The sequence below is a fragment of the Acidimicrobiales bacterium genome, assembly GCA_040219515.1.
Lineage (GTDB): Bacteria > Actinomycetota > Acidimicrobiia > Acidimicrobiales > Aldehydirespiratoraceae > JAJRXC01.
In genome coordinates, this window is the sequence record JAVJSI010000018.1 from 176391 (window position 1) to 189907 (window position 13517).

General features: G+C 67.4%; 12 protein-coding genes. 2 read left to right on the plus strand and 10 right to left on the minus strand.

Annotated elements, in window-relative coordinates:
• Window positions 1-738 carry a PIG-L deacetylase family protein gene (locus RIB98_19105; GenBank protein MEQ8843090.1) on the plus strand — a complete coding sequence of 246 codons (738 nt, stop codon included), beginning with the start codon at window positions 1-3 and terminating at the stop codon, window positions 736-738.
• Between the two features lie 15 nt (window positions 739-753).
• Here RIB98_19105 and RIB98_19110 read toward each other — a convergent pair whose 3' ends face one another.
• Window positions 754-2988 carry a molybdopterin-dependent oxidoreductase gene (locus RIB98_19110; GenBank protein MEQ8843091.1) on the minus strand — a complete coding sequence of 745 codons (2235 nt, stop codon included), beginning with the start codon at window positions 2986-2988 and terminating at the stop codon, window positions 754-756.
• Window positions 2989-3092: 104 nt separating this feature from the next.
• Here RIB98_19110 and RIB98_19115 point away from each other — a divergent pair, with 104 nt between their 5' ends.
• Complete coding sequence (locus tag RIB98_19115; GenBank protein MEQ8843092.1) at window positions 3093-4541, plus strand: DUF4349 domain-containing protein; 1449 nt, start codon at window positions 3093-3095, stop codon at window positions 4539-4541.
• Here the strand turns inward: RIB98_19115 and RIB98_19120 are convergent.
• From RIB98_19120 to RIB98_19160, 9 genes are read right to left on the minus strand one after another with little or no spacing between them, the layout of a single operon-like run.
• Window positions 4529-5152: a TetR family transcriptional regulator gene (locus RIB98_19120; GenBank protein ID MEQ8843093.1), complete on the minus strand. Its 624-nt coding sequence runs from the start codon at window positions 5150-5152 to the stop codon at window positions 4529-4531. The two genes, RIB98_19115 and RIB98_19120, sit on opposite strands and share 13 nt — an antisense overlap.
• 45 nt (window positions 5153-5197) lie before the next feature.
• Window positions 5198-5473: a hypothetical protein gene (locus RIB98_19125; GenBank protein ID MEQ8843094.1), complete on the minus strand. Its 276-nt coding sequence runs from the start codon at window positions 5471-5473 to the stop codon at window positions 5198-5200.
• Window positions 5474-5522: 49 nt separating this feature from the next.
• Entirely contained in the window at window positions 5523-6572 is a 1050-nt protein-coding gene (locus tag RIB98_19130) for an SAM-dependent methyltransferase (GenBank protein MEQ8843095.1), read from the minus strand.
• 13 nt (window positions 6573-6585) lie between these two features.
• Window positions 6586-8082, minus strand: coding sequence for an NADH-quinone oxidoreductase subunit N (locus RIB98_19135; GenBank protein MEQ8843096.1), 1497 nt, complete (start codon window positions 8080-8082; stop codon window positions 6586-6588).
• A gap of 2 nt (window positions 8083-8084) precedes the next feature.
• On the minus strand, window positions 8085-9677 hold the full coding sequence (locus tag RIB98_19140) for an NADH-quinone oxidoreductase subunit M (GenBank protein ID MEQ8843097.1): 1593 nt from the start codon (window positions 9675-9677) through the stop codon (window positions 8085-8087).
• 13 nt (window positions 9678-9690) lie between these two features.
• Window positions 9691-12120, minus strand: a complete 2430-nt coding sequence (locus tag RIB98_19145) for an NADH-quinone oxidoreductase subunit L (GenBank protein ID MEQ8843098.1) — start codon at window positions 12118-12120, stop codon at window positions 9691-9693.
• A 10-nt stretch (window positions 12121-12130) separates the two neighbouring features.
• Window positions 12131-12430, minus strand: a complete 300-nt coding sequence (gene nuoK / locus RIB98_19150; protein MEQ8843099.1) for an NADH-quinone oxidoreductase subunit NuoK — start codon at window positions 12428-12430, stop codon at window positions 12131-12133.
• Between the two features lie 16 nt (window positions 12431-12446).
• Entirely contained in the window at window positions 12447-12980 is a 534-nt protein-coding gene (locus RIB98_19155; protein ID MEQ8843100.1) for an NADH-quinone oxidoreductase subunit J, read from the minus strand.
• The gene (locus RIB98_19160; protein ID MEQ8843101.1) at window positions 12977-13516 is read right to left on the minus strand and encodes a 4Fe-4S binding protein; all 540 of its coding nucleotides are present in this window, start codon (window positions 13514-13516) and stop codon (window positions 12977-12979) included. The genes RIB98_19155 and RIB98_19160 overlap by 4 nt, the downstream gene beginning before the upstream one ends.
• Window position 13517 lies beyond the last annotated feature (1 nt).

Here is a 13517-nt window from a genome sequence, read left to right on the forward strand (position 1 = left end):
ATGCCACTGGCCGACCTCATCCACTCCGTCGACGACTTCGTTCCCTCGAAAGCGCTGATGATCGTCGCCCATCCGGACGACATCGACTTCGGTGCCGCGGGCACCGTCGCCACACTGACCGACCACGGTGTCGAGGTCGTCTACGGGCTCGTCACCAGCGGGCAGGCCGGCGAACCCGCCCACCTCTCCCCCGCCGAACTCACCGAGATCCGCCAGAAGGAACAGACGGACGCGGCGGCCATCGTGGGGGTGAGCGAGCTCCACTGGCTCGGCTTTCCCGACGGCCATCTCGTGGCCGACCTCGAACTGCGCAAGGCGATCGCCCGCCTCATTCGGGTGGTGAAACCCGACCTGGTGCTCACGCAGACCCCGGTGCGCAATCTCGAACGCATCTACGCGGCCCACCCCGATCATCTGGCCGCCGGCGAGGCCGCGGTGTGCGCCGTCTACCCCGACGCACGAAACGGACACTCGTTCCCCGAGCTGCTCGCCGAGGGGCACGAGCCCCACGCGGTGCCGCGGGTATGGCTGATGGCCGGCACCGACAGCGATCTCCATGTCGACGTCACCGACGCCATGGACCGCAAGATCGAGGCGCTCCTCGCCCACCATTCGCAGAACGACGCGCGCGCCGACCAGCTGCCCACGATGATGGGCGAGTGGGCGAAGGCCAACGCCACCGCCGCGGGTCTCCCCGGCCGGGCGATCGAGTCCTTCAAGGTGATCGTCACCGAGTAGGACGACCCGGCTCGCTCAGGCCGGTCCGACCTCCACGGGAATGCCATTCACCGCGGCGTTGCCCGAGGGCACGTCGACGAAGGCGCCCGGGGCGAGCACGTTGTTGTTCACCCCTGCGTGCTCGCGGGCCACGGCCATCCGGGTGCCCGGCTTGTCGTGCCCCCAACCGTGGGGCAGCGAGACGACGCCGGGGCGCATCTCGTCGGACACCTCGACCGGGACCTCCAGCGCGCCGGCCTCGGAGGAGACCCGGGCCGTGCCGCCGTCGACCACTCCCGTGGCCGCGGCGTCGTCGGGATGGATCAGGAGCGTGCATCGATCCTTGCCCTTGACCAGCACCTTCACGTTGTGCATCCACGAGTTGTTCGAGCGGACATGGCGACGACTGGTCAGCACCAGCCCACCCGGCGGCCGCTCGAGGCGGGCTTCGAGGCGAGGGATGTCGGCGAGCACGTAGGCGGGAGCGAGGTCGACCATGCCGTCGGCGTGCGCCACGATCTCGTCGATGCGCGGCACCATCGGGCCCATGTCGATGCCGTTGGGTTCAGACCGGAACGAGTCGAGGGTGAGTCCACCGGGGTTCGCCCCGTAGCGGTCACCCCACGGCCCGGTCCGGATGGCGTTGTCGTTGAGCCGCTCGGGGCCGGGCTCGGGACAGGCGGCCAACGCGACCTCGGGATCGGCACCGCCCATCTCCGCGAACGCCGAGAAGTAGCCGTCGTCGATCGCCTTCACGTCGACCTGCTCCTGGGGAATGCCACCCATCATCGCTCCCAGGCGCAGGAGGATCTCCCACTCCTCGGGGCGGCCGTCGGTCGGGGGGAACAGGGCCGGCGAGAACTTGCCCGCCGATCGCACCGCCCAGGACCACAGGAGTTCGTCGTAGTGGGGCTGCTCGAGCGGCGAGAGGCCGGGGAAGATCACGTCGGCGTGTCGCGTCGTCTCGTTGAGCGCGTTGTCGATCGAGATCATGCAGTCGAGCATCGGCAGGGCCGCGTCGAGTCGATCGGCCTCGGGCGCGGAGATGACGGGGTTGCCGGCCACCGTGACGAGCGCCTTCAGCTGGCCCTCACCGGGCGTGGCGATCTCCTCGGCCATGCACGACACGGGGAACTGGCCCATCACCTCCGGCGCGCCACGCACCCGACTGTGGAACTGGCCGAACTCGATCGGCCGGCCGCGGTCGGCCAGCGTGGCCGACCAGGCGATGGGCTTGCCCCACATCAGACCGCCCTCGGTGTCCAGGTTGGCCGTGAGGGCGTTGAGCACGTCGGGCAGCCACGACGCCAGGGTGCCGAACTCCTGGTTGCAGGTGCCGATGCGGGCGTACCACACCGCCTTGTCGGCGGCCGCGAACTCACGGGCCAGCGTGCGGATGTCGTCGGCGTCGATCCCACACGTGGCAGCCACCCGCTCGGGCGGGAACTCGGCGGCGACCCGCTCGACCTCGGCCACGTTCTTCAGCCGGTCGCCGAGGTGGCCAAGGTCGACCAGGCCCTCGGCGAAGAGCACGTGGGCGACGGCCAGCATCAGGGCGGCATCGGTGCCCGGGATGATGGGCAGCCATTGGTCGGCATGGTCGACGGTGCCGGTGCGCCGCGGGTCGATGACGACCACCTTGCCGCGCTCACGAATGCGGTCGAGTTCGCCGAGCATGTCCGGACAGGCCAGCAGCGAGCCCTGGCTGGCATGGGGGTTGGCGCCCATCACCACCATGAAGTCGGTGTTGCGCAGGTCCGGGGCGGGGATGCGCCACTGGTTGCCGTACATCGTCCAGCACGTGAGGTTCTTGGGCCACTGATCCACGGTGCCGGCTGAGTAGATCGGCCCCGGCAGGCCGGCCAGACCCATCATCAGGCCGGTGTAGCGGCTGATCGAATAGTTGTGCGCGGCCGGATTGCCGATGTAGACGGTGACGGCTTCCTTGCCGTGCTCGGCGATCACGGCCGACATCAGCTCCTCGGCCCGGGCGAAGGCCTCGTCCCAGGTCGCCTCGCGATGCACACCGTGCTCATCCTTGACCATGGGGACGCGCAGCCGGTCGGGGTCCTCGTGCAGATGACCGAGCGTGGTGCCCTTCGGACAGATGTAGCCCTTCGACCACACGTCGTCACGGTTGGGTCGGATCAGGGCGACCTTCTCGTGGCCCTCGTCGTCCTCGGCAACGTGCAGTTCGAGACCACACATCGCCTCGCAGAGATGGCAGGTGCGGATGTGGATGCGGCGATCAGTGCTGGTGTCGTCGGCCATGGACCACATTACGGCGACGTGACGAAGTGATCACATTCCCCGAGACCGGGAACCCGGCGCCGTCGGTGGCCGTCCGAACCGGCGACACACTTCCTGGGGGATCCATGTCTCGACGAATTCTCGCCCTGTTCGCCATCGCCGTCCTGTTGCTCGCCGGCTGCAGCGACGGTGACGCCGACACCGCCACCGGCGACACCGACACGGGCGCGGACGATGACAGCGGCGGGGACGAGTCCAGCGGCGCCGCGGACGTCGAGGCGCCGACGCCCGACGTCAGCGACACGGACGACAATGCCATGGCCGAGGACATGGCCGACAGTGGCTCCGACGGCGAAGCCGGGGAGGGTGACGACACCGGCGCCGGGTTCGCCCCGACCCAGGACAGCGCGGACGAGCCCGGGGAGCGGATGCCGGCGGAGGTGACGGCACTGTTCGTCGGACGTCAGATCATCAAGACCGGTGAGGTGGTGGTCGAGGCAGCCGATGTCGCGGCGACGACCGACGAACTCGTCGACGTCGTCTTCGACAACGGCGGGGCGATCTGGGGTCAGGAGACCGAGTCCGAACCTGCGCCCAGCGCGGTGCTCACCATTCGCGTGCCGCCCGCCGACTTCGACCGACTGCTGAGCGCCATCACCGATGTGCCGGGTGTCGGTCTCGTCAGCGAACGCACGACGAGTGACGACGTGACCGAGGTCGTCGTGGACCTCGATGCTCGCATCACGGCCGCCCAGTCGAGTGTCGCCCGGGTCCAGGTGCTGTTGGACGCGGCGAGCGACCTCAACACGATCTTCCAGCTGGAGGAGGAGCTGGCCGCCCGCCAGGCCGACCTCGAGCGCCTGCTCGGCCAGCGAAAGACGATCGGCGACCAGGTCGCGCTCTCGACCATCACGCTCACCATTCTCGAACTCGATCCGGACCGCCTCGAACCGGCGATGGATGTGATTGCCTGGCTGGGCGACGACACCGACGATGCCTGCCCCGGTGCGTCGAACCTCTCGATCGGGGCCGACGACACCGCGGTGCTCTGCCTCAACATCAGCAACACCGGCGAGGACGACCTGACCGCCGTCGACGTGCAGCTGCCCACGCTGCGGCTCCGCGTCGACGATTTCCTCGCGCAGGACGGTGTGGTGCAGGACGGCACCGCGTCGCTCGACCGGATCCCCGCCGGCGAAGAGTTGTTGCTCACCGTCGAACTCGACGCCGAGGACGGTGCCATCAACCGAGTCGACGTGAGCGGTGGCGTCGACCTCCGCGTCGACGTCACAGCCACGCCGGCGACGTCGGAAACCGTCGAGCTCGACGCGACCGACACCGTCTTCATCTCGGCCGACGTCGACGATCCGCTGCCCGGCTTCGCCGACGCCTTCTCGAAGGGGTGGGGCGCGATGCTGACAGTGGTCGGCATCCTGATGATCGTGGTCGGCGCCCTCCTTCCCTTCGTGCCGGTCATCCTCCTGGCACTGTGGCTGGGACGAAGGGTCGTGTGGGGGCCGCGGGCCCGGGGCCGGTCGCTGGACCAGGCACCGGTCGGCACTCAGGTGGAGTAGCGCGCCTCGAGCCCGGCCAGGACCGTCTCGAGGCCCTCGTCGAAACGCTCGTCGTCGGTGAGCAACTCGGATGCGTGCTGGAACTTGCGCACGCCCTCGTCATCGGACTCGTCCTCGTTCGCGGCGGTCGTCGCCATGGGCATGAGGCCGTGGCGTTGCACGATGGTGCCGATCACCCAGTTGGACACGGTCGCGAAGGCCAACGCACCGATGCGGTCGTCGTCGCTCATCAACCGGGTTGCGGCGACGATCTGGTGGTCGAACGCCTGGGCCGACGCGGACCGGGTGGGTGGGCTGATCAGCAGCGTGACCGCGTGGGGGTGGGCCGCCGCGACGTCGACGTAGGCATGGCACAACGCCCGGGCATGGACCTTCCAGTCACCCGACGGCCGGCCGTAGGCGGACAGCACATCGTGGAAGAGGCGCTCGCCCACCGCGTCGAGCAGATCCGTCTTGTTGGTGACGTGGTTGTAGAGCGACATCGCCTCGACGCCGAGCTCGGCCCCCAGCTTTCGCATGCTCAAGCCGTCGAGGCCGTACTCGTCGATGACCTCGAGGGCCGCGTCCGCCACGCGTCGGCGATTGAGGGGTTGGCGGTCGGTGAAGGTCACGACCGTCGAGTCTAGGGGCGCGGACCGGGAGCCGCGAAAGGGCGACTATCCGGCACCGAGGGCGCGAAGCCGCCGTAGGACGAAGGCGACATCCGTGCCCGTGGCGATGGCCAGCACCGCGGCATCTTCCTCCGCCGGGCGCACCATCGGCACGGAACCGCGCCGGAGCAGATCGACGAGATCGAGGTAGCGCCGATAGAGATCGTCGGCGGTGCGGGCGGGCGGGAGCCCCACCGACAGCGGGCCGATACTCAGGCCGAAGTGGTCGACCTGCAGCGAGTGACTGTCGGCGACGGTGTCGGAGGTGTCGGTGAGGGCCACGAACATCCAGGCAATCGCACCGGCGGGCGATCGGCCTGAGGCAGCCGACTCATTTGTCGATGCGCCACTCGAGAACGTGGAAGGCACCCATCCCATCGGCGTCGGTGAGTGCGTCGGCCTCCCGAATGCGGCTGCGGGCCGTCAGTGCGGCGAGATCGCCGACGCCGGCCGAGCGTTCCCAGATGGCGCGGCCCTCCTCGACCAGCTGGTCGATGCCGTGACGAGCGAGCCAGACCGCCTGCTCCTCGTGTACGTCGGCCCGATGGTCCGCCTGGAGCTGGTCGAAGTCGACGTCGCTCGTGATGTCGCACGTGCCGGGCTCGCGCAACCAATCGGCACCACCCTCGTGGCCCGCGTGGGTGCGGAGCCAGCCGCCGTTGCGTTCGGCCAGTTCCCGCGTGGTCGCGCCATAGTCGAACACGACCACTCGGCCCCGGGCGACCAGCGCCCGCGCCTCGGCGAGCCACTCACGAGCCGTTCGCTGCCACGGCAGTCGCACACCGACGGCGATGTCATCGGCGGGGAGTTCCACCGGCACCGACGCCGGTTGCCAAATCTCGACGAAGGCGCCGTCGACATCCCCGATGCGGATCTCGGCCCATCCGTCCACGGTGCGCTCGACGATGTCGAAGGCGAGATTGTCGAGCAGTTCGTTGGCCAGAACGAGGCCGGCGTCGACCGCCGAGACGTCACCGGGCCCGGCGGACCGGACGGCGTCGTGGACAGGATGCCACTCGCGCTGGGCTTCCGATCGCTCCACCATGACCCAGCGCAGGGCGCCCGTCGCGAGTACCTCGGGCTCGGCCGCGAGCACGGCCCGAGCGAGGGTGCCCGGTCCGGCTCCCCATTCGAGCACGGTGTAGACCTCGGGCCGACCCAGGTCTGCCCACCACCCGTCGATGGCCCGGGCGAGCACCGCACCGAAGAGCGGGCCGACTTCGGGCGCGGTGAGGAAGTCGCCGCGACGACCGGCCCGACCGCCGTCCATGTAGAAGCCGCCGGGCCCGTAGAGCGAGTGATCGACGAACGTCGACACCGGGATCGGCCCCTCGGTCGCGATGAGTTCCGCCAGACGAGCAGCGACCGGGCCGCGAGACACCGACGCCGCCGCGTCAGCTGCCGGCGGCGAGCAGGCTGACGTCGGTGAAGTCGCCGACGCCCAGGCCGAGACCGAAGAGCACGGTGACGATGGCGGTGATGCCGATCGCGGCCACGAGGGTGACCGGCACGTCGACCCGGCTGAGGTCGCCGTCGGGCGCCTCTTCGGCCCACATGCCGAGTCCGATGCGGGCGTAGTAATACAGCGCGATCACCGAGTTCACGGCGACGACGACGCCGAGGATGACGCCGGAGGCGTTGTTGGCATCGATCAGCGCCTCGATGACCCGGAACTTGGCGAACCATCCACCGAGCGGCGGGATACCGGCGAGCGAGAACAGGAACATCGTCATGGCGACGGTGAGGCCCGGGGCGTAGTGGAACAAGCCCCGGAAGCTGTCGATCTCGGCTGATCGGGTCTTGCGGGCGACGGCGATGACGACGGCGAAGGCGCCCAGGTTCATCGCCGCGTAGATCACGAGATAGGTGACGACAGCGCCGAGGGCGGTGTCGGGCACCTCGCCGATCACGGCCAGCGGCGCGAGCATGTAGCCGGCCTGTGCGACACCGGAGTAGGCGAGCATGCGCACGATGTTGGTCTGGCGCAGCGCCACCAGGTTGCCCACTGTCATCGACGCGGCGGCGAGCACCCACATGAGGGGCTCGACCACGTCGTCACGACCCAGCAGGCCCACGAACACGATGTTGAGCAGGGCCACGAAGCCGGCGGCCTTCGACGCCACCGACAGGAACGCGGTGACCGGGGTGGGTGCACCCTCGTAGGTGTCGGGCGCCCATGTGTGGAACGGGAACGCGGACACCTTGAAGGCGAAGCCGACGGCCACGAAGACGATGCCGAGCACGACGACCGCGGACGGCGCGTCGTCGAAGCCCACGGCCAGGTTGATCTCGGTCAGCAGCGTGGAGCCGGTGCTGCCGTAGAGCAGCGACATGCCGTAGAGCATCACGGCCGACGCGAAGACACCCATGAGGTAGTACTTCATGCCCGCTTCGTTGCTCTTCAGATCGCGCTTCCGCCAGGTGGCGAGCATGTAGGCCGGAATCGAGAGCAGTTCGAGCGCCACGAAGATGGTGATGAGGTCGCGAGCCGAGGCCATCAGCACCATGCCGAGGATCGAGCTCAACAGGAGGCCGTAGTACTCGTTCTCCCAGTAGTCGCCCTCGGCGATGTAGTTGGCTGACAGCAGGACGACGACGTAGCCCACGAGGACGAACATCGCCTTCATGATCAGGGAGTAGTTGTCGACCACGAACGCGCCGTTGAACATCGAACGATCGTTGCCGTCGGCGGCCAGGGTGATGATCGGGATCATCGTGGCGAGCAGGCCGAGGGATGCCAGCGGTGCCGCCGCCTTGCGACCGCGTTCGAGCCAGCCGATGTCCATCATCGTCAGCAGTGCACCCACGGTGAGCAGCGTGAGCTCGGGCGCGGCGGCATGCCAATCGATCGGTGGCCGAACGAACTCGGCCTGGGCGAGGAGGGCCAGCATGGTCAGCCTCCGGCTGCCTCAGCGGCGATGCGAGCGGCTTCACAACCGGTCTCGAGGCATCCCTTGAGCGACTCGACGACGGCCGGGTCGGTGACCTCGAAGATCAGACCGGGCGCCACGCCGAAGACGACGATCAGGATGAGGAAGGGCGTCCACGAGATCCACTCGATGGTGGAGACGTCGGTGATCTCGGGATCGTCGGCGAACTCCTCGGACGGCTCGCCCATCGCGGTGCGCTGGAGCAGCCACAGGAGGTAGCCGGCGGCGAGCACCGTGCCGACGGCGGCCACGACCATGTAGGCCCGGAACGTCGCCTCGGACAGTCCGGCGGCCGGGTTGTAGGCCGACAGGATGGCCGGGAACTCGCCCCAGAAACCGGCGAGACCGGGCAGTCCGAGCGAGGCCATGGCGGTGAAGCCGAGGATCCAGCCGAGCTTCGGGGCCTGTACGAGCATGCCGCCGAGCCGGCTGATCTCGAGGGTGTGGTAACGGTCCTTCACCGAGCCGGCCACGAAGAAGAGCATGCCGGTGATGAGACCGTGGGCGACCATGCCGAAGATGGCGGCGTTGATGCCGAAGTCGGTCAGCGTGGCGATGCCGAGCATCACGAAGCCCATGTGGGCCACCGATGAGAAGGCGATCAGCCGCTTCATGTCGGTCTGGGCGAGACAGCCCAGCGCGCCGTAGATGATGCCGATGACGGCGAGGAGGCCGATCCACGGGGCCCACGCCTCGGCGGCCTCGGGCAGCATCGGGATGGCGATGCGGATGAAGCCGTAGGTGCCGAGCTTGAGCAGGACGGCGGCCAGGATGACCGAGCCCTGGGTGGGCGCCTGCGTGTGGGCGTCGGGCAGCCAGGTGTGGAAGGGGAACATCGGCACCTTCACACCGAAGCCCATGAACAGACCGCCGAAGATGATCAGCTGGGTCGAGCGGACGATGCCGTCACCCGCGCTCTCCGACAGGACCAGCATGTTGAAGGTGTGCTCGCCCGTGGCCGGATCGGTGGTGAGGAAGAAGAGCGCCAGGAACGACAGCAGCATGAGCGCCGAACCGAAGAGGGTGAAGAGGAAGAACTTCAGCGAGGCGTAGCGGCGATCCTCGCCACCCCACACCGCGATCATGAAGAACATCGGGAGCAGGACGACCTCGAAGAAGACGAAGAAGAGGATCAGGTCCTGGGCCACGAAGGTGCCGATCATGCCCGTCTCGAGGATGAGCATGAGCATGAGGAACGCCTTGGGGTTCCCCGGGCTCGGAATGTGGTTCCACGAGTAGATGAAGACCAGCGGCATCACCAGCACCGTGAGGGCGATGAGCGGCAGCGACATCCCGTCGACGCCGATCGTGTAGCCGGCCCCGATGACCTCGATCCAGTCCTTGTCGGCGAAGTACTGGAGCGCACCGGCCTGGTCGTAGTCGAAGTCGATCAGCAGGTAGATGCCGAGGCCCAACGTGATGAACGAGGTGAGGATCGCCCACTGCTTCTGTGCGTCCTCTTCCTTTTCGGGGATGAGGACCATGAGCAACGCGCCGGCGAGCGGAGCGAAGACCAGAGCGGTGAGGAGCCAGTTGTTGGTGTCTAGTGTGTCCATTGTTCCGGGATTCCTAGAGGGCGAGAAGGACGATGAAGGCGCCGGCGAGTACCGCTGCGCCGGCGAAGAGGAGCGCCGCGTAGTTCTGCACGCGACCGGTGTTGATGTGGCGTAGTTCCTGGCCCGTGGCGTCGGAGACCTTGCCCGAGCCGTTGACGAACCCGTCGATCACGCCCTGATCGACCTTGTCGTAGAGGCCACGGCCGATCTTGACCGACGTCTCGCCGACGGTGTCGACCGTGCCGTCGATGATGTTCTGGTTGACCCAGTAGGTGGCGCGAGCCAGTGGGCCCTTGGTGAAGCCGGCGATGACGCCCGTGTAGAGGTGATCGAGGTAGTACTTCTCGACGAGCACCTTGTGGGCGGTGCGGGCCAGCTTGTTGGTGGTGACGAGACCGTTGGGCAGCTCGGTGAGGTGCTGTCCGGTCGCCTTGGCGAGGCCGTCGACCTTCACGAAGTAGTACCAGTAGGCGCCACCGATGCCGAGAACGGCGATGGCGGTGGACACGACGGCGAGCGACCAGCTGGGCGTGCCGTGGGCGATGGCCGGGAAGTAGGACGCCCCGGCCGGTTCGATGAAGTGCTCGAAGCGCAGCTGCAGCGACTCCGGAACCAGCTGGAACCCCTTGGGAAGGTTGAGGAATCCCACGAGGATCGCGAAGCCCGACAGGATGTAGAGCGGCCAGAGGATGCGGGGCCCCGACTCGTGCGGGTCATGGCTGTCGCCGGCATGCGCCGGATCCGCGACCGAATGCGGGTCGTGGGCGTCGTCGTGGGCGTGGTCGTTGCCCCGGTATTCGCCGTGGAAGGTGAGGTAGACGCAGCGGGTCATGTAGGCCGCCGTCAGGGCGGCGCCGACCATGCCCATCAGCAGATGGAAGGTGTAGGCGCCATTGCCACCGGTGCCGCCGAACAGACCCCAGCCACCGGTGCCCACGAGGATCTCGTCTTTCGACCAGAAACCGGCGAGCGGCGGCAGACCGGCCAGGGCGATCGAGCCGATGATGAAGGTCACATAGGTGCGCGGCATGAACTTCTTCATGCCGCCCATCGACTTCTTCATGTCGAAGCTGTGGACCGCGTGGGCCACCGATCCCGACCCGAGGAACAGGTTGGCCTTGAAGAACGCGTGGGTGAAGAGGTGGAAGACGGCCGCGGTCCAGGCGCCGACCCCGAGCGCCATCGCCATGTAACCGAGCTGGGAGACCGTCGAGTAGGCGAGCACCTTCTTGATGTCGGTCTGCACGAACGCGAGCAGCCCCGCGAAGACCAGGGTGACGGCGCCCACGGTGGAGAGCAGGTTGATGCTCGATCCGCCGATCGACATGCCCTCGAAGAAGACCGGGTAGAGGCGAGCGACCATGAAGATGCCGGCGACGACCATGGTCGCGGCGTGGATCAGCGCAGAGACGGGCGTGGGACCGGCCATGGCGTCGGGCAGCCAGGTGTGGAGCACGAACTGACCCGACTTCGACATGACCGCGGCCATCAGCGCGGCGGCCGCCACGACGAGTGCGGTGTGGCTGACGACACCCTGGTTGATGGCGTTGTTGATCGCCAGTGTGTCGAAGGTCTGGCCACCACCGGCGGCGAAGAAGAGCGTGATCATGCCGACGAGCAGGCCGACATCGCCCACACGGTTGGTGAGGAACGCCTTCAGCGCCGCGTCGCTGTTGGGCTTCTCTTCCCACCAGTGGCCGATCAGCGCGAATGAACAGACACCCACGAGCTCCCAGCCCACGATCATCTGCAGGATGTTGTCGCTGAGCACGAAGAAGAGCATCGACGCGGTGAACAACGACAGGAACGCGAAGTAGTGGGTGTAGCGCCGGTCGCCACCGACATAGTCGGTGGAGTAGATGTGGACCAGCAGCGAGATGAGGGTGACGACGAAGAGCATCATCACCGACAGGCCGTCGACGAGGATGCCGGCGTTGAACTCGATGCCGCCGGACTGGAACCATTGGGTCGACTTCTGCACGGCGACGTAGGCGTGTTCGCCGCCTTCCTCACCCTCGGCGTCGACGGTCAGCACGAGATCGTCGGACGACGAACTGCCGTCCGGTCCGATCACTGCGACCCCCAGCGCCTCCTCGTCGGAGTGCTCGGCGTCGTCATGATGGCCCTCGTCATGGTGGCCGTCGTCGGCGTGGGTGGAGGGCGACTCGGCCAGCGGGCCATCGAAGTTGTCGCGATGATCGATCCAGCTGACACCGGTGAGGATGGCGAGCACGAAGGCCAGGCCCACGGCGGCGATGCCGAACTCGGCGCCCTTCTTCGGCATGCGCTTGCCGAAGAACAGGATCAGGACGAACGAGACGGCTGGCAGCAGCGGAATGATCCACGCGTGCTCGAGGAACCAGTTGGCGTCGTTGGTGACGCTCGAGACCTCGGACGGACCCTCGATGAAGAGCGGCAGGGCGGTGGCAAGGAGTGAACTCATCAGCTTCCCCTCAGCCCTTCATGAGATCGGCCTCGGAGAGGTCGATGCTTCGGCGGTTGCGGTACATGAGCAAGACGATGGCGAGACCGACACCGACCTCGGCGGCGGCCACGGCGATGGTGAAGAGGGCGAAGACTTCGCCACCGACGTCGTCGGTGAGCGCCCCGAAGGCGACCAGGTTGATGTTGACCGAGTTGAGGATCAGCTCGATCGACATGAGCACGAGCATGCCGTTCTTGCGAACGAGCACGCCATAGACACCGATGCAGAACAGGGCGGCGGCGAGGAGCAGGAACTGGTTCAGCAGCATGAGATCAGGTCCCCTCTCAGTCTTTCCGGGCCACGACGATGGCGCCGATCAGGGCGGCGAGGAGCAGCACCGAGATGGCTTCGAACGGGACGATGTACTGCGAGAAGATCGAGTCGCTGACCTCGGCGACGCGCTGGGGTTCGTCGATCACGATGCGGTCGTCGCTCCACGTGTCGATGAGGGCGATGGCCATGACCGAGAAGAGCAGGACGCCCACGAACGCGGCCATCGAGCGCTTCTCGCGGGCCACGCTCTCGTCCTCGCCGAGCGAGGCGCGGGTGAGCATCACACCGAAGAGGAACAGCACGACGACGGCGCCGATGTAGACGAGCACCTGGGTGACGGCGACGAACTCGGCGCCGAGCAGGATGAACTGGGCGGCGACGCCGGCCAGCACGATCACGAGCCACAGGGCCGCGTGGACGATGTTGTGGGTGGTGACCACCTTGAGCGCCGCGACGATCATCGACACCGCGATGATCGCGAAGAAGATGTTCTGGGCGACCATGAGGTCGGTGTCGCTGGAGATCGCAGCGAGGAGTGCGGTCATGTCGGCGGCACCTTGAGTTTCTTTGCCTCCGACCCGGCCTCGTAGTCCTCGAACTCCGGGACGGTCTCCATCCACTCCGAGAGACGCGACTTGTCGTGGAGCAGGTCGGCGATGCGGGGCTCGGAGTACTCGTACTCGGGGGTCCAGAACAATGCCTCGAACGGGCAGACCTCGACACAGATGCCGCAGTACATGCACAGCGCGAAGTCGATGTCGAACCGGTCGAGCTTGTTCTTCTGACGAGGCTTGCCGCCGGCGCGACGCGGCGGCGCCTTCTCCTTGTGGCCCTCGATGTAGATGCACCAGTCGGGGCACTCACGCGCGCACAGCATGCACGAGGTGCAGTTCTCCTCGTGAAGCGCGATGACGCCACGGGCCCGGGTGGGCGGCAGCTCCTTCTCATGCGGGTACTGCACCGTTTCCGCACCTCGAGAGGGCGCCGGAATCGGCTTCTTCAACCCGTCGGGGAAGACGGTGCGGAGGATGGTGCCGCCGGTGACACCGAGGCCCTTGATGAGTCCAGGTACGAGGCCCATG